This is a genomic window from Erwinia amylovora, assembly GCF_017161565.1.
In the GTDB taxonomy this organism is placed as follows: Bacteria; Pseudomonadota; Gammaproteobacteria; order Enterobacterales; family Enterobacteriaceae; genus Erwinia; species Erwinia amylovora.
On the sequence record NZ_CP066796.1, the window covers coordinates 3,405,851 to 3,423,906 of the forward strand.

Below are 18,056 nucleotides of genomic sequence, written 5' to 3' on the forward strand. Positions count from 1 at the left end.
AAGGTGAGGAGAAAAGGCATATCGTTCGCAGATAATCATGCCTTGCCAACAGCACTCCTCAGGAGAGTGAAGGTCAAGGAAAGCATGGATGCACGGTGTTTTCCGGCTATTTATTGATAAAAAAACCCCGCCGAAGCAGGGTTTTAAGCGTTCTCAATTAACTGACAGGTATTTTTCAGAACGGAATATCATCATCAAAGTCGATTGGCGGTTCATTATTCGCCGGTGTGCTGTTCTGCTGCGGCTGCTGCGGCTGCGGGCGGGACTGCTGTGCGCCGCCGCTGAACTGGTTGCCGCCCTGCGGCTGCTGCGGCTGGCCCCAACCATTGTTATTGTTCCCACCACCCTGGCCACCGGCTGGTGCACCGCCGCCCTGTGCACGACCGCCCAGCATCTGCATGGTGCCGCCAACGTTGACCACCACTTCGGTGGTGTATTTCTCAACGCCAGCCTGATCGGTCCATTTACGCGTTTGCAGAGCGCCCTCAATATATACCTGAGAGCCTTTGCGCAGATACTCACCGGCCACTTCGGCCAGCTTGCCAAACAGTACCACGCGGTGCCATTCGGTTTTTTCTTTGGTTTCGCCAGTCTGCTTGTCACGCCAGCTTTCGGAGGTGGCCAGAGTGATGTTGGCAACGGCGCCGCCATTTGGCATGTAGCGGACTTCCGGATCCTGCCCCAGATTTCCGACTAAAATTACTTTGTTTACGCCTCTGCTGGCCATGTCTCTGTCTCCGGTTAAATGTTCTGTCTTGTAGTCTACGCGCAAAATTCTAACATGGCATACCCGCAGATCCTATATTTAGGAGATGCCCCGAAAAACGCGGCAAAGGGTCACCGCATAACATCAATGTGTATGGCATTACTGGTCAAAACACTGGTTATCCATTCAGGCTTTTTTGTGCCATACTAACTCGTTTGTTTCTGGCCGTGCCAGCCAGGCATGGTGAGGTTTGTGCTAATCCGGGAATCGTGAATGGATAACATCGAAGTACGGGGTGCCCGCACCCACAATTTGAAAAACATTAACCTGATCATTCCGCGCGATAAACTGATCGTTGTCACCGGGCTGTCAGGTTCCGGCAAATCCTCGCTGGCGTTTGACACGCTGTACGCGGAGGGGCAACGCCGCTACGTTGAGTCGCTCTCTGCCTATGCGCGTCAGTTTCTGTCGCTGATGGAAAAGCCGGACGTCGATCACATAGAAGGGTTGTCACCGGCGATTTCGATTGAGCAAAAATCCACCTCACACAACCCGCGTTCTACCGTCGGGACCATCACCGAAATTCACGACTACCTGCGTCTGCTGTTTGCCCGTGTCGGTGAGCCGCGCTGCCCGGATCACGACGTAACGCTGGCGGCGCAGACTGTCAGTCAGATGGTAGATAACGTGCTGTCACAGCCCGAAGGACGCCGCCTGATGCTGCTGGCCCCGATCGTTAAAGACCGCAAGGGGGAGCACAGCAAAACGCTGGAAAATCTCGCCAGCCAGGGGTATATCCGCGCGCGCATCGACGGTGAAGTATGCGATCTGTCAGATCCGCCAAAGCTGGAACTGCACAAGAAACATACCATTGAAGTGGTGGTCGATCGTTTTAAAGTACGCGACGATCTGACGCAGCGTCTGGCGGAATCGTTTGAGACCGCGCTGGAACTCTCCGGCGGCAGCGCCGTGGTCGCCGATATGGACGATTCCAGCGTCGAAGAGCTGCTGTTTTCGGCCAACTTCGCCTGCCCGATCTGCGGCTATAGCATGAACGAGCTGGAACCGCGTCTGTTCTCCTTCAACAACCCGGCCGGCGCCTGCCCAACCTGTGACGGGCTGGGCGTACAGCAGTATTTTGATCCCGATCGCGTGGTGCAAAACCCCGAACTGTCGCTTTCCGGTGGCGCAATCCGTGGCTGGGATCGTCGTAATTTCTACTATTTCCAGATGTTGCGCTCGCTGGCGGAGCATCTGAAGTTCGATATCGAAGCACCGTTTAACAGCCTTGACGACCGCTCGCGCAAAGTGATCTTGTACGGTTCCGGCAAAGAAAATATCGAATTTAAATACGTAAACGACCGTGGCGATACTTCCGTGCGCCGCCATCCGTTTGAAGGCGTTCTGCATAATATGGAGCGCCGCTATAAAGAGACCGAGTCCTCTGCGGTGCGTGAGGAGCTGGCGAAATATATCAGCAATCGCTCCTGTGTCAGCTGCCACGGCACGCGCCTGCGTCGTGAAGCGCGTCACGTTTTTGTTGAGAACACCACGCTTCCCACTATTTCGGATATGAGCATTGGTCATGCGATGGAATTCTTCCAAAATATGAAGCTCAGCGGCCAGCGCGCTAAAATTGCCGAAAAAGTGCTGAAAGAGATCGGCGACCGCCTGAAATTCCTGGTAAACGTTGGCCTCAATTACCTGTCGATGTCACGTTCGGCAGAGACGCTGTCCGGTGGGGAAGCGCAACGAATCCGTCTGGCCAGCCAGATTGGTGCCGGGCTGGTGGGCGTCATGTACGTGCTGGATGAGCCTTCCATCGGCTTGCATCAGCGCGACAACGAACGTCTGCTGGAAACCCTTGTTCACCTGCGCAATCTCGGGAATACCGTGATTGTGGTAGAGCACGACGAAGATGCCATTCGCGCCGCTGACCACGTTATTGATATCGGCCCCGGTGCCGGGGTACATGGTGGACAGGTTGTTGCTGAAGGTACGGTTGACGACATTATGGCGGTCGAAGCATCCCTGACCGGTCAGTTCCTCAGCGGAAAACGCGGCATTGCCATTCCTGAGCAGCGGGTGAAAGGTAATCCGGCCAAGGTAATGAAGCTTACCGGTGCCAGCGGTAACAACCTGAAGGAGGTTACTCTGACGCTACCGGTCGGGCTGTTTACCTGCATAACCGGGGTTTCTGGTTCCGGTAAGTCGACGTTGATTAATGACACCCTGTTCCCGATTGCCCAGCGCCAGCTCAACGGCGCGACCATTGCTGAAGCGGCCCCTTACCGTACCGTTACCGGTATGGAGCATTTCGATAAGGTTATCGACATCGACCAAAGCCCGATTGGTCGTACCCCGCGCTCCAACCCGGCAACCTATACCGGAATCTTTACCCCGGTGCGTGAGCTGTTTGCCGGCGTGCCGGAATCGCGCACCCGTGGTTATACCCCCGGGCGCTTCAGCTTCAATGTACGCGGCGGGCGTTGTGAGGCCTGCCAGGGCGACGGCGTTATCAAGGTTGAGATGCACTTCCTGCCGGATATCTACGTCCCCTGCGATCAGTGTAAGGGCAAGCGCTACAACCGCGAGACGCTGGAAGTGAAGTACAAGGGTAAGAACATTCACGAAGTGCTGGAAATGACCATTGAAGAAGCGCGTGAGTTCTTTGATGCCGTTCCGGCGCTGGCGCGCAAGCTGCAAACCCTGATTGATGTTGGCCTGTCTTATATTCGTCTTGGGCAGTCGGCGACCACGCTGTCCGGCGGTGAAGCGCAGCGCGTGAAGCTGGCGCGTGAACTGTCAAAACGCGGCACCGGCCAGACGCTGTATATCCTTGATGAACCCACTACCGGCCTGCACTTTGCAGACATCCAGCAGCTGCTGGCAGTCCTGCATCAGCTGCGCGACCAGGGCAATACCATCGTGGTTATTGAGCACAACCTTGATGTGATCAAAACCGCCGACTGGATTGTCGATCTGGGTCCGGAGGGCGGCAGCGGTGGCGGTGAGATCCTGGTATCCGGTACGCCGGAAACCGTTGCGCAGTGCGAACGTTCCCACACCGCACGCTTCCTTAAGCCACTGCTGGAGCAATAAGATGACCCGCTACGAGACCCCTTGTAGCGATGTCTCTTCCAGCGGCCGGGCAGTTGCCCGGCCTTTTTTATGCAAAGAGTTTTTTCCGCTGTTTGCGCTTCTTTTCTTACCTTTACCACGCATTCTTGCAGGATCAGGCAAGACTTAGCGAGTTTTAGACCAATACCGATCTCCCTTCTATAGCTATGCTTAATCTTCGCCATTCTGCGGAAAAGGTAAGCTTTACTTACCGGCTCCCGCGATGACGGCCATTGCGCCACATCATCAACAACTGGAGACAACAATGAATATTACGCACGCTTATGCTGCCCAGGACGCAAAATCTCCGCTGGCTCCATTTAAGTACCAGCCGCGCGAACTGCGCGAACATGATGTGCAGATTGAAGTACTCTACTGCGGCGTCTGCCACTCCGACCTGCACCAGGCACGTAACGAATGGCATAACACCGTCTTCCCGGTAGTGCCCGGCCATGAAATTGTGGGCCGTGTCACGGCGGTTGGCGCACAGGGTCACAAATATAAGGTCGGTGACCTGGTCGGCGTGGGCTGTATGGTTGATTCCTGCCGTACCTGCGAGAACTGTAAAGATGACCTGGAACAGTACTGTGAAGAGGGCTTTGTCGGCACCTATAACGGCCAGGACCGCATCAGCGGCGATATCACTTTCGGTGGTTATGCCACTCAGGTCGTGGTGCATGAAGACTTTGTGCTGAAAGTTCCGTCGAACCTCGATCCGGCCGGTGCCGCCCCGCTGTTGTGCGCTGGCATTACTACTTTCTCACCGCTGCATCACTGGGGCGTTGGTCCGGGTAAAAAAGTTGGCATCGTTGGCCTGGGGGGCCTCGGTCACATGGGCGTGAAAATCGCCCATGCGATGGGCGCCCATGTCGTGCTGTTTACCACATCGGCGTCAAAAATCGACGATGGTAAGCGCCTCGGTGCAGACGAAGTGGTGATCTCTAAAGATGCCGGCCAGATGGCACAACATACCAATAGTTTTGACTTTATTCTCAATACCGTTGCCGCCCGGCACGATCTGAACCCATTTATCAGCCTGCTGCGCCGCGATGGCACCATGACGCTGGTTGGAGCACCTGAACATGATCATCCGTCACCACAAGTATTTAATCTGATCTTTAAACGCCGCAGCATTGCCGGTTCACTGATCGGCGGAATTAAAGAGACTCAAGAGATGTTAGATTTCTGCGGTAAGCATAATATCACCTCAGATATCGAGATGATTAACATTGACCAGATTAACGATGCTTACGAGCGCATTTTGAAAAGCGACGTGAAATATCGCTTCGTTATCGATATCAGTTCACTGCGCGCGTAATCCTTCAACGGTCGTTGAGAAACCGTAATAACCCTGGCCATACGGGAAAAATAACATCCCGTATGGGCTTATCTCTCTGACTGGATTTTTGCCATAATTATAAACGATCGGCCACGATTAATTATGATATCGCCCGCTGAACAGCAACATATTGCAACCCGCACCGCCTCTTTGTGTAATAACACCCGGCTTCCGCATCACCAACAATCATTACAGTGGGGCTGGAGTTTTCCTTCACCCATATCTTCTCCCTTATACCTCCGCTTGCATGCCTGAATTTTACCGAACTATCGCTGCAGTAAAAGCGGCCGACCCGAATCTCTGAGGCTAAAATGATATAATATCGCTATTGCGGGCCTTCCCAATATAAACAACGACGGACAGAGTGAACTACGGACAATATGGTATTATCAGGGTGACTTACAGCCGCATCAATCCAGTTATTAATAACGTGCTACTGCGCAAAAATGGTGAATTGAATAAAAATAGCAGCATATATGATAACTTAATTATCAATAATACCAGAATTATGCTCCATCATGCCGATTTAGCCCTGCCAATCCAAAAATAAAAAAACTATAAATTTCACAACCTGAGACAATGAAAAACCAAAAATATATTAAAATCGCTAAATAAAATTAAAATATTGATAATAATTAGCGGTGGTTCTACCCATTTCTTTAATTCACTGCTCGCTCATTAATTGTAACAAATTGCTTCAAGATTTTTTCTATGCCCGATGCTGTGCTGCATTTTAACAGAGACATGCATCCCAGGAACATAGCAACTCAACTATGAAATATAAGGGTTTTTTTTGTAACTCCAGAAAAATAGGTACATTTATCTCGATCAATAGACATTATATTGATTTGCGAAAGCTATTAATAATGACTTTTTGATCGTTTTTGACCAATTTTATATTTTATGTACAATTACGCTGATGAGCATTCAGGCAGCTTCCCTACAACATTCAGGTTGCCTGCCTGCAATATTAGCTGAAGGATTAAACCTGTATTTAACACTGGTAAAAACCAGCCACAACCAATGGCGAAATTATCTTTTACTGCGGTTTAAATATAGTTCATCGTTATGCAAACCATTAAATAAGAATAACAGCGTCGCCAAGGGATGGAGTATATGACAAACGGATACGTTTATTTCGGGGTCGGGAATGACCTCCTGTTTGCAAAGAATGTCACAGAAGTAAATTATATCTCAGCGAAACTCTGTCGAATTTCCTCAGATAAAATGGCAAGATGCCGGGTTATTTACCTCAGTGTCATTCATGCACTGATCACCATTTTTACTCCATTTTATTGCCCTGATCACACCGCTGGCATGATTTTAGCCAGACGTCACCTGATACCTTTTCGCCCGTTCAGGATGGTGAAGCGCCTCTGTATTTCTTCTGTACCTAACCATGCCAATGCGATAACCATCCAGCTAAGCACTCAACCGCATGGAAATAAATTTCCTGCCCCCTTCGCGCACCAGAATAAGACTTATAAGTACTTCCTGAAGCTTTTTCTTCGAAGATGAAGTGCTGGCTTATCGAATACCTTAGTCAACAAAACGACCACCGTTAACGCCTGGAAATAAACATGACGAGGAAATTTGGCCCATACCAGCCTCAACGTCCTCATCTTTCCGAGTGATAAACGGTTACCTGAATATTTAACAAATCCTGTCAGGATTTTCTTGCCATCTGACGGTGGCCTTTCTATGGAGTCCATTTGTGAAAATAACACACCAGCAGCCCATCCCCTTACGCATAAAGCTATTTGCCTGGGCAAATATTGGCGTACAGTCCGCTTTTCCGTTAACTCTGGCTTTTACGCCAGCCACGGCAGGAGCCGGCATTGACCGCCATATTTACGAGACGGCGAAGGAGCAACCCAGCAAGACACGGATATACGTCCTGTCTCATGGTGAAACCTCCGCGTCGGTAGCAAAAAAATTCCACATAACCCCGGAAGCACTGCGCAAGCTCAACCTGCTGCGCACCTTCGCACACGGTTTTGATAACGTGCAGCCCGGCGATGAACTGGATGTACCTGCAGTTATGCAGGGGGGTAAAGCGGCTCCTCCTGCAATAATCTGGGACAAAGATGAGCCAGCCACGTCGACCTCGAAGGAAGACGCCGGGGCCAGGAAAATGGCCGATATAGCCTCCCGGACAGGCGATTTTCTGTCAAATAGTCCAGGCGGGGACGCGGCTTTATCCATGGCTCGCGGTCAGGCCAGCGCCGAGGCCAGCGGGCAGGTACAGAAGTGGCTGAATCAGTTCGGTACCGCGCGCGTTCAGCTGGAGGCAGATGAACATTTTTCGCTGAAAAACTCTCAGATTGACCTGCTTATCCCTTTTTACGAGCGAAAGGACAGGCTTCTCTTCACACAGGGCAGCCTGCACCGTACTGATGACCGCACCCAAGCTAACTTCGGGTTCGGGCTGCGTTACTTCGCGCCCTCGTACATGCTTGGTGGCAATATCTTCGGTGACTATGATCTCTCACGCGACCATAGCCGCACGGGGGTAGGCGTGGAATACTGGCGTGATTTCCTGAAGCTGTCTGCCAACGGTTATCTGCGCCTTAGCGACTGGCGGGATTCGCCGAATATGATGGACTATCAGGAGCGCCCGGCCAACGGTTGGGACATTCGTGCACAGGCCTGGTTGCCATCGCTGCCACAGCTGGGTGGTAAGCTCACCTACGAGCAATATTACGGCAAGGGGGTGGCGCTGTTCGGCAAGGAAAACCTGCAGCAGAACCCACACGCCGTCACGGCGGGGGTGAATTTCACCCCGTTCCCGCTGCTAACGCTTGGCGCAGAGCATCGTCAGGGGGCGTCAGGAAAAAATGACAAGCGAATAAGCGCCGACTTCAGCTATCGGCTGGGCATGCCGTGGCAGCAGCAGATTAATCCACAGGCAGTAGCCACAATGCGCAGCCTGGCGGGAAGCCGTTATGACCTGGTAGAGCGAAATAATCATATTCTGCTGCAATATCGCAAAAAAGAGATGGTACGGCTGCATACGGTCGATCGGGTGACCGGCTATGCCGGGGAAAAGAAGTCGCTGGGCGTATCGGTCAACAGTAATTACGGTCTGGAACGCATCGATTGGTCGGCCTCCTCCCTGCTGGCTTCCGGAGGGAAACTGGTACGCGAAGACGCGGGCAACTGGAGCGTGATACTGCCGGAACATAAGCCCGGCGCTCAGGCCGTTAATACCTGGACAATCAGCGGTGTAGCGGTGGACAAAAAAGGGAACGTTTCTGCCAGAGCCGATACGCAAGTGACTGTCTCACAGGCAGCCATCGACGCCAGTATGAGTCCGGTTACTCCGGCAAAAATAACGCTCCTGGCAGATGGAAAAACGCAGCAGCAGCTGGTCCTCAAGATTAACGATCGCGATGGCAAACCGGTTGATATTGCGGAAAGCGAAATCAGCGTTTTGAAGGAATCAAAACTGCGTGCCGCTGGCGTCACAACGATGACTGAATTCAGCCGCAGCGCAGTCGGAGAATATATCGCCACGCTCACGGCCGGCACGCTGCCGGAATCGTTCACCATCGTCCCTTCAGCGCGAAACATTCGTTTTGCACCGGTAAGCGTAGAGCTGGTGGCGAACGCGGATTCGGTGGTGATTAAAGATCCCATCAGCGTCACGCCGGCTTCTGCCGTCGTGGGAACCACAGTGACCTATGCTGCCGTATTGACGGATAAGCAAGGCAACCCGCAGGGAGCCGGTATCCCGGTGAACTGGAGCGCCAATGATGGCAGCACCTTAGATGCACAGACGACCAGTAGCGACGAAACCGGCACGGTCGTGGTGACCCTGACGCGCATGCAGCCGGGTACGGCAAAGGTCAGCCTGACCATACCATCGGGCAAATATCCCGCGCCGGATGTCGTGTTTAGCGCTGATGTTCCTGATGAAAGCCGCTCTGAACTCACTCTGTCACCGCCAGTTATCAATGCCGGAAAAGATCGGGCAACGCTGGCGCTGATCCTGCGTGATAAAAATGGCAATCTGCTGTCCGGTAATTCGGTACGTGGACAAAGCGACAACAGCATGGTCAACATTAGTGACGGCGAGGAAATCCCGAATAATCCAGGCCACTATCGTATGACGGTCACCGCCATTAAAGCAGGTAAGGCCACGCTGTCAGTGAAGGTCGACGGTAAACCATTCGGTCATAGCAAGACGCTGACCATAACGGGCGCCAGCCTGACTCCCGATCTGAGCTTTGCTCATGCCCAACAAAATGTGACCTGGACCAAAAACTTTAGCGGATCGCAGGCTGTAAACGGCCTACCCGATGGCGTTGAACAGAAGTGGTCGAGTGCGGATGAGAGCGTGGCAACGGTGAATGAAGTGGGCAAGGTGACTTTACTGAAATCGGGTCAAACTACCATCACGGTGAAAACGTCAGGGAATGACCAATTCATTCCGGGACAGGCCAGTTATCTGCTGAAGATTGACAGGGCAGATCCACAGCTGCAAGTCCGGGACGGTAGCCCCATTGCAACCCAGTGGGCCGACGGTAAGGTCTGGAGCGTTACGCCAACCTTCGGCAATACCGACGCAAATAATAGCCTGGAAGCGACCTATACCAGCAAAAACACCGAGGTCGTGACGGTGGCAGATAACGGAGAATTAAAGGCAGTGAAACCGGGCAGCACCAGCATAACGGTAAGTACGCCGGAGACAGCCCAGTTTAAGGCCGCCTCTGTTGATGTGGCCTACCAGCTGGAAAAAGGAACCGTCGACCTCAGCTTCAAAGAGGATGTAATAACTACAACGGATGAAGAAACCTTCACGCTGCAATTGCCCGAAAAACCAATTCCCTCAGATGCCGTTATCAGATGGAAGTCTGCCGATGTAGAAGTACTGAACATATCCAGTACGGGAAGCCTACAGGGAAAAGCCAGTAAGGGTAAAACCCGGCTCACGCTCAACGTGGCTGACAACGACTATTACCACGCCAGTTCCGGCTATTACGATGTGCGGATTTACAGTAAACCCTCTGTCGTCATAGATCATGTTAATTATATCAACAAAGGCTCGTTAGCGAATAAAGGTGCGTGGACGCCGGTATTTACCGTGGACAACCTCTCTGTGTCATGGGCTACCGATAATTCAAATGAATTCAGCAAAGCAAAATTAATTAGTGTTTCCCTGAAAGACAGTAAAGGAAATGTGCTTGCGCAGAAAATAGTGGATCACTCTTCAGGAAGTGGAATGGCCACATTCGAGCCGAAAACTTCGTTCTGGGGTACGGAACTTCACGTAGAGCTGATGGCGCAAGGATATGGCAAGCTCATCAATACGAATAAATCAGCCGGGATACACGTGAAAAATTTACCGCCAGATCAAATCTGGAAAAGATTATCCGTAAAATCTCGCGCCAGAATTTATTCTGATAATGGAGTCGAATCAACCTGCCGGGAAATCGCGGGACCAGCGGGAAAAGAACATTGGGTTAATGCCATTGTTGACGGAGGTGAGATAGATTTTAACGGTAAGGTATTAATATCGCCGATGAACTTTACCGGACTGATGCGCGGAGAACAAAACGGTCATGCTCGCAGTGGTCAATTTCCAAATATCCACCGCAATATAGTTTCAACAGCACCGATTACATTCGGCGCCACACAAATTGGCCGTGAGTGCTGGAAAAGCCACGACGGCAGCTATTTTGTAGGGGCGAGAGTTAACTATTACGGTAAAGATTTTGAATATTGGGCTGCTGATCCTCATAACTGGTTTGGCAGCGGCAGCGCAATAAACAAGCCTTATGTTGATATTATAAAATAATTGCTCAATAAGGATGATTTCTGCTTATGCCAAATATTGGAAGCTATCTGCTGGTAGTATACCTTTCGTGATAGTTGGTGCACCGCTGGCTTCTGTTTACAGCATCGCCATCTCCGGAATTAGTGTTTTATAACGGCGGCGATCGCAACTAAGCGCACCAGTGGTCAACGAAGAAACATCGCACGGGGGGCCAGTAAAACGGCCCCCCGCTTCAGTCTTGACGGCCGCTTTCGCTTAGCGCTGCACCTGCTGCAAAGACGCATCCACCAGATAGTAAATTTGCGAATCATTCAGCGATCCATCCAGCAGCACGGTGTTCCAGTGCGACGGATTCAAATACGTGCTCGCCTGCACGTCGCCATGCTGGTCACGTATCATGTCAGCCAGCGTTGGGCTGCTTTTTAAGTCTATTGCCGGGCGCCCGCCCACCTCGTAGAACATCGCAAACAGCACCTCATTCACCTTGAACTGGATCGCGTTCCAGTCGCGGTGTTCGCTCTGCTGCGCGCCCGGTTTACTTGCGCAATAAGCCAGTAGTTCAGATACTTCCATGATTAATCATCCCCCTGTAACGTGGCAACAATGCGCCTGGCACCGCCGTGGATACGGTGCTCACCCAGCCAGATACCCTGCCATGTACCCAGCACCAGGCGTCCACGGCTGACTGGCAGCATCAGTGAGGTGCCCAGCAGCGATGATTTGATATGTGCGGGCATATCATCCGCCCCTTCGTAATCGTGCTGATACGCTGCGTCTTCCGCTACCGCACGCAGAAAATGTTGCTCCATATCGCTGCGCACCGTCGGGTCACAGTTTTCATTCAGCGTCAGTGAGGCAGAAGTATGTTGCAGCAGCAGGTGTAACAGTCCGGTCTGGACGTCGTCCAGTCGCCGCAATTCACTAACGATTTCGTCGGTCACCAGATGAAAGCCACGCGATTTTTCGCCGAGGATGAGGGTTTGCTGATACCACATTGTGCCGCTCCTGAACTTAATCGTGTCATTAAGTGTGCAGCAAGTGGCGAAAAGGTAAACCTGAAAAGACAAAAAAGAGCAGATCTGCTGGCCGGGTCACCCGGCCAGAGACAATTACATAACGGCAGCCAGGGCTTCCGCCACCGGGTAGACGTTGTTGCGGTTAAGACCGGCCATGCATACACGGCCACTGGCGATCAGGTAGACAGCGAATTCATCGCGCAGGCGGTCTACCTGTGCCGGACTAAGGCCGGTGTAGCTAAACATACCTCGCTGCTTCAGCAGGTAGTCGAAGTTCTTACCGGGCACGGCCTTGCCAAGAACCTCCGCCAGCACATGACGCATTTCCACAATACGCGTACGCATTTCTTCCACTTCTGCCAGCCAGCTGGCTTTCAGTTCGGGATTATTCAGCACGCATGACACGACCTGAGCGCCATAGTTTGGCGGGCTGGAGTAGTTACGGCGCACGGTCGCTTTCAGCTGGCCGAGCACGCGTGCGGCTTCGTCGCCATCTTGACAAACGACAGACAGGCCGCCAACGCGCTCACCGTACAGCGAGAAAATTTTAGAGAATGAGTTACTTACCAGAGCAGGCAGCCCCGCCATGGTAATCGCCCGGATGGCGTAAGCATCTTCTTCCATGCCGGCACCAAAGCCCTGGTAGGCGATGTCGAGGAATGGGATCAGCTCGCGGGCCTTCAGCACCGCTGTCACTTCATCCCACTGCGCATCGGTCAGATCGGCTCCGGTCGGGTTGTGGCAGCACGGATGCAGCAACACGATGCTTTTTGGCGGCAGGACGTTCAGTTTTTCCAGCAGCGCATTAAATTTTACGCCCTGGGTCTGCGCGTCATACCACGGATAGCTGTTCACGATGAAGCCGGCACCGGTAAAGATGGCAACGTGGTTTTCCCAGGTCGGGTCACTAACCCACACCTGGGAATTAGGAAAGTAGCATTTAAGGAAGTCAGCGCCCACTTTCAGCGCCCCGGAGCCACCCAGCGTCTGAATGGTGGTGATATGCCCGGCTTTCAGCTGTGGATCCTCTGCACCAAAAAGCAGCGGGGCTACCGCACTGCGGTAAGACGGCAAACCTTCCATCGGCAGGTAGAGCGAGGCGCCCGGCGGCTGCGCGTTAATCAGTGCTTCAGCTGCAGCCACCGCCTGCATTTGTGGGATCACACCATGCTGATCATAATACAGGCCGATGCTCAGATTCACCTTATGCGCACGGCCGTCATGCTTGAAGGTCTCCATCAGAGAGAGGATAGGATCGCCAGCATAGGCATCAACGTTTTGAAACACGGTGCAAGTCTCCATTAAAATAATTAGTGATGCACACGAAGCCAGTGCGGCATCGTGCTTAAATCAGCCAGGCCAGGGCGATGGTTCACAGCGATGATCGGGTTCAGCTCCACGGCTCCGGTCATCGACGCCGCGAGCATCTCGCGTGAAGCAACGAAAAGCGAGGTCAGCACCACACAGGTCTCCAACGCCATTTGCAGTTTACCGGCACGAATACCGTAACGATCCTGTCGCCATAACGCCAGACTGTTGATGCCGTCAGGACTGGCCTGATGACTCAATAGCACTGTAAAGCCAACGCCCATCACTGCATTTCCAAATAGTGTCGCATAAAAGGGATCCAGCGCAGAGAAATGAATAAATAACGGATGCAGTTGGCTGAAAAGTGGCACCAGCGCTGGCGCAAAGGGGGTTTCAGCATGAAAGCCACCCCCTACGTCTGGACGCCAGCCGGTAAAACGGAATATTGATCGGTAAAAACGAGGCCGAACACGTGTTAAGCATAAGGCACTTTACTGACTGATTTTGTGTGCACCCTCAGGGTTATGCCATCAATACATGCAAAAACTCTGATGTGACGTTGGCCGGCACGCGCAACAGGGTTATTCGTCGTCGTACTGTGGCCCGGCGTAATTATCAAAACGTGACCACTGCCCGTTAAAGGTCAGGCGCACGGTACCGATTGGGCCGTTACGCTGTTTACCCAGGATAATTTCCGCTACGCCTTTCAAATCGCTGTTCTCGTGGTAAACCTCATCGCGATAGATAAACATGATTAAGTCGGCATCCTGCTCGATAGAGCCGGATTCACGCAGGTCGGAGTTGACCGGGCGCTTATCGGCGCGCTGCTCCAGCGAGCGGTTAAGCTGCGACAGCGCCACCACCGGCACCTGTAGCTCTTTTGCCAGCGCTTTCAGCGAGCGCGATATCTCGGCGATTTCCAGTGTGCGGTTATCGGACAGTGCCGGAACACGCATCAGCTGCAGGTAGTCGATCATAATCAGGCTAAGCCCACCGTGCTCGCGGAATATACGGCGCGCGCGCGAACGCACTTCGGTCGGCGTCAAGCCGGAAGAATCATCAATAAACATGTTCTTCTTCTCCAGCAGAATACCCATAGTGCTGGAGATACGCGCCCAGTCCTCGTCGTCGAGCTGGCCGGTACGGATGCGGGTTTGGTCAACGCGTGACAGCGATGCCAGCATGCGCATCATAAGCTGTTCGCCGGGCATCTCAAGGCTGAAGATCAGCACCGGTTTTTGTTGCAACATTGCCGCGTTTTCGCACAGATTCATGGCGAAGGTCGTTTTACCCATCGACGGTCGGGCGGCGACGATAATCAGATCCGAACGCTGAAGACCGGCGGTTTTCTTGTTCAGATCCTGGTAGCCGGTATCAACCCCGGTGACGCCGTCATGCGGTGTCTGATACAAGGATTCGATACGCGCGATAGTGGCTTCGAGGATTTGATCGACGCTTTTCGGCCCTTCATCTTTATTGGCGCGGTTTTCGGCGATCTGGAATACGCGTGATTCAGCAAGATCGAGCAGATCCTCACTGCTGCGCCCCTGCGGATCGTATCCCGCATCGGCGATCTCATTCGCTACGGCGATCATCTCGCGCACCACCGCACGTTCACGCACGATATCGGCGTAGGCTCCGATATTCGCCGCGCTTGGCGTATTTTTTGACAGCTCGGCCAGATAGGCAAAGCCGCCGACCATGCTCAGCTCGCCCTTGGTTTCCATCGATTCGGAGAGGGTAATGAGATCGATCGGTTTACTCTGTTCAAGCAGGCGCTGCATTTCCGCAAAGATCATCCGGTGCGGGCGACTGAAGAAGTCCTTCGCGACCACGCGTTCCGACACGTTATCCCAGCGTTCGTTATCCAGCATTAAACCGCCCAACACCGACTGTTCTGCCTCCAGCGAATGCGGTGGCAGCTTCAGACCTTCCATCTGACGGTCACGCGGCTCGCGGTTTTCGTAGGATTTGTTGGTGGGTTTATTTCCTGCCATAGTGATGTGATACCAAAAATCTCGTGGGGGAACGCGCGAGTATACCTGTTTGCAGGGCTGGCGTCCTCCTTCACATTACGGGTAATCCGAGGACTGAAGATGGCAAAACGTATACAAATCAGCCAGCACGGCGCGCCCGAGGTGATGCAGCTGGTGAGTTTCGACCCTGCTGCCCCTGCCCCCGGCGAAGTACAGGTGGCTAACAAAGCAATTGGTATCAATTACATAGATACCTACGTGCGCAGCGGCCTGTACCCGGCGGTGCTGCCTGCCGGATTGGGGACAGAGGCGGCCGGCGTAGTGATGCACGTCGGCGCGGGCGTTAGCGCAGTAAAACCCGGTGACCGCGTGGTGTACGCCCAGTCGCCGCTTGGGGCCTATAGCGAGGTGCACAACGTGCCGGTGGATAAACTGGCATTGCTGCCGGATGCCATTTCATTCGAGCAGGCGGCGGCCTCGTTCCTGAAGGGGCTGACGGTGCACTATCTGTTGCGTCAAACCTATGTGGTGAAGCCGGATGAAATGTTTCTTTTCCACGCGGCGGCGGGTGGGGTCGGCCTGATTGCCTGCCAGTGGGCAAAGGCGCTCGGCGCACATCTGATTGGCACAGTAGGTTCGGCAGAAAAAGCGCGGCGGGCTGAAAACGCCGGCGCCTGGGCCACCATAAACTATCGGCAAGAGGATATTGCCGAACGCGTCTGTGCGCTGACCCAGGGCAAGAAGCTGCGCGTGGTGTATGACTCGGTGGGTAAAGACACCTGGGAGGCCTCGCTCGACTGCCTGCAACGGCGCGGTTTGATGGTCAGTTTCGGCAACTCATCCGGCCCGGTAACCGGTGTCAATCTGGGCATTCTTAATCAAAAAGGGTCGTTGTACGTCACCCGCCCATCGTTGAACGGTTATCTTACTACTCGTGAAGCGCTAACCCATGCCGGTAATGAACTGTTTTCGCTGATAGCCAGTGGGGCGATTAAGGTGGAGGTACCCGCTGCACAACAGTTTGCGTTGGCGGATGCGCAACGGGCGCATCAGATGCTGGAAGGCCGCGGTACCCAGGGTTCCTGCCTGCTGATCCCTTAAGCTACAAATGGTCAGGGCCTCCCGGAGGAGGCCCTGTGGTCTTTCTTTTTATTGTTCGCACGGATTGTAGGATCAGCGGCGATGAATACGTTTTGCTTTAGCGAGAACATCCTGCCAGAAATCATAAGTAAAAAATATGTTTAGTTGCTCAAATGCACCCGGCAATATGCCATGATGTGATCCAGTCCGCATAACATCAGCTGAAATTAGCGGCAACCCGTTGATATTAACGGGATAACCCATCTTTATCGCGCAGCCGCGGTTTAAGATAAGCACGATAGAGCCAGGCAGCCACCACCGCCAGCACCAGCCATGGCAACAATTTCACAACAATTGCGAACAGCCCGCCGATAAACATCACCAGGGTTGCCACCAGCAGCGCCGCAATAATGCCCAGCAGCGAGATGCCGGTCAGTAACAGCATCGTAAAGAAACCAACAACAAACAGGATCTCGAACATGGCCTTACGCTCCAGAACAAAGGACTCTGCAAGGATAATTACAAAAAGCATGCCAGCAATACGGAAAATTAACTCGTTGAAACGTAAAGCAGAAATTCACCAGGGATGCAGAAAGCCTGGTGAATTTCATCATTAAGTGGTTAATTTTTGACGAAATCAGCTATCGGCGGGAACCTTTTCTGCCACCATAGACAGCGCTTTTTCGACAACATCAATACCTGCACCCGCCTTATGGGCATTTTCACTCAGATATCGACGCCACTGACGCGCGCCGGGGATCCCCTGGAACAAACCGAGCATATGCCGGGTGACATGGCCTAAATAAGTGCCGCCAGCAAGCTCGCGTTCAATATAAGGATACATCGAGCGCACTACCGCTATCGGATCGATTGAAGGCGATGTACAGCCAAACAGTTCGCGGTCGACCTGTGCCAGCAGTCCCGGGTTCTGATAAGCTTCACGCCCCATCATCACGCCGTCCAGATGCTGTAAATGGATCTTCGCCTCCGCCAGGGACTTTACGCCGCCATTAATCGACAAAGTCAGATGCGGGAAGTCGCGCTTAAGCTGGTAAACGCGCGGGTAGTCAAGGGGCGGTACCTCGCGGTTCTCTTTCGGGCTAAGGCCGGAGAGCCAGGCTTTGCGGGCATGGATAATAAACATCTCACAGCCGCCCTGCTCCGACACCGTGCGCATAAAGTCACACAGGAATTCGTAGCTGTCCTGGTCATCAATCCCGATACGGGTTTTCACCGTTACCGGTACTGACACCACATCGCGCATCGCTTTAATGCCGTCCGCAACCAGCTGCGCTTCCCCCATCAGGCAGGCACCAAACCGGCCGTTCTGGACACGGTCTGACGGGCAGCCAACGTTGAGGTTGATTTCCTGATAGCCGCGCCGTTCAGCCAGTTTGGCACACTGCGCCAGCGCAGCCGGATCGCTGCCACCCAGCTGGAGGGCGACGGGATGCTCCTCGCTACTGAATGCCAGGTAGTCACCTTTGCCATGAATAATGGCTCCGGTAGTCACCATTTCGGTATACAGCAGCGTCTGCCGCGTCAGCTGACGATGGAAGTAACGGCAGTGGCGGTCGGTCCAGTCGAGCATCGGAGCAACGCTGAATCGTGAAGGGCTGTATTTTGGCGCTGAATCACTGTTTACGCTGGTTTTATGCGAGTTGATGGATTCTTTATTTTCGTGCATTTTTTTCTTTATGTCGTATTTTTGCTTTCTCAGTACACCATAAGG

11 protein-coding genes and 1 pseudogene are annotated in these 18,056 nt (G+C 53.1%); 4 read left to right on the plus strand and 8 right to left on the minus strand.

Annotated elements, in window-relative coordinates; translation table 11 throughout:
- Positions 1-175: 175 nt before the first annotated feature.
- Positions 176-727: a single-stranded DNA-binding protein gene (locus JGC47_RS15510; protein WP_004160424.1), complete on the minus strand. Its 552-nt coding sequence runs from the start codon at positions 725-727 to the stop codon at positions 176-178.
- 252 nt (positions 728-979) lie between these two features.
- On the opposite strand from JGC47_RS15510, the gene uvrA reads away from it, so the two are divergent.
- The 3 genes from uvrA (at position 980) to JGC47_RS15525 (ending at position 10,965) form a co-directional block, all read left to right on the plus strand.
- A complete protein-coding gene (uvrA, locus tag JGC47_RS15515; RefSeq protein WP_004160425.1) occupies positions 980-3,808 on the plus strand; it encodes an excinuclease ABC subunit UvrA in 2,829 nt (942 codons plus the stop codon).
- 283 nt (positions 3,809-4,091) lie between these two features.
- Positions 4,092-5,144 (plus strand): NAD(P)-dependent alcohol dehydrogenase, encoded by a 1,053-nt coding sequence (locus JGC47_RS15520; RefSeq protein ID WP_004163328.1) that lies wholly within the window; start codon positions 4,092-4,094, stop codon positions 5,142-5,144.
- Between the two features lie 1,735 nt (positions 5,145-6,879).
- Positions 6,880-10,965, plus strand: a complete 4,086-nt coding sequence (locus tag JGC47_RS15525) for an inverse autotransporter beta domain-containing protein (protein ID WP_004160434.1) — start codon at positions 6,880-6,882, stop codon at positions 10,963-10,965.
- Positions 10,966-11,199: 234 nt separating this feature from the next.
- On the opposite strand, the gene JGC47_RS15530 is transcribed toward JGC47_RS15525, so the two are convergent.
- From JGC47_RS15530 to dnaB, 5 genes and pseudogenes are all read right to left on the minus strand, one after another.
- Entirely contained in the window at positions 11,200-11,517 is a 318-nt protein-coding gene (locus JGC47_RS15530; RefSeq protein ID WP_004160435.1) for an MmcQ/YjbR family DNA-binding protein, read from the minus strand.
- A gap of 2 nt (positions 11,518-11,519) precedes the next feature.
- On the minus strand, positions 11,520-11,939 hold the full coding sequence (locus tag JGC47_RS15535) for a secondary thiamine-phosphate synthase enzyme YjbQ (RefSeq protein ID WP_004160436.1): 420 nt from the start codon (positions 11,937-11,939) through the stop codon (positions 11,520-11,522).
- A gap of 114 nt (positions 11,940-12,053) precedes the next feature.
- On the minus strand, positions 12,054-13,247 hold the full coding sequence (locus JGC47_RS15540; RefSeq protein ID WP_004160437.1) for an amino acid aminotransferase: 1,194 nt from the start codon (positions 13,245-13,247) through the stop codon (positions 12,054-12,056).
- A gap of 23 nt (positions 13,248-13,270) precedes the next feature.
- Positions 13,271-13,733, minus strand: a pseudogene (locus tag JGC47_RS15545) (YitT family protein); the annotation flags it as partial.
- Positions 13,734-13,849: 116 nt separating this feature from the next.
- Entirely contained in the window at positions 13,850-15,265 is a 1,416-nt protein-coding gene (gene dnaB / locus JGC47_RS15550) for a replicative DNA helicase (RefSeq protein ID WP_004160440.1), read from the minus strand.
- A gap of 99 nt (positions 15,266-15,364) precedes the next feature.
- Between dnaB and JGC47_RS15555 the strand changes: the two genes are divergently transcribed.
- On the plus strand, positions 15,365-16,345 hold the full coding sequence (locus tag JGC47_RS15555) for a quinone oxidoreductase (protein WP_004160441.1): 981 nt from the start codon (positions 15,365-15,367) through the stop codon (positions 16,343-16,345).
- Between the two features lie 226 nt (positions 16,346-16,571).
- Here JGC47_RS15555 and pspG read toward each other — a convergent pair whose 3' ends face one another.
- Both pspG and dusA read right to left on the minus strand, forming a co-directional pair.
- Entirely contained in the window at positions 16,572-16,805 is a 234-nt protein-coding gene (pspG, locus tag JGC47_RS15560) for an envelope stress response protein PspG (RefSeq protein ID WP_013035780.1), read from the minus strand.
- A gap of 156 nt (positions 16,806-16,961) precedes the next feature.
- Positions 16,962-17,915 (minus strand): tRNA dihydrouridine(20/20a) synthase DusA, encoded by a 954-nt coding sequence (gene dusA, locus JGC47_RS15565; RefSeq protein WP_374107356.1) that lies wholly within the window; start codon positions 17,913-17,915, stop codon positions 16,962-16,964.
- Between the last annotated feature and the right edge of the window lie 141 nt (positions 17,916-18,056).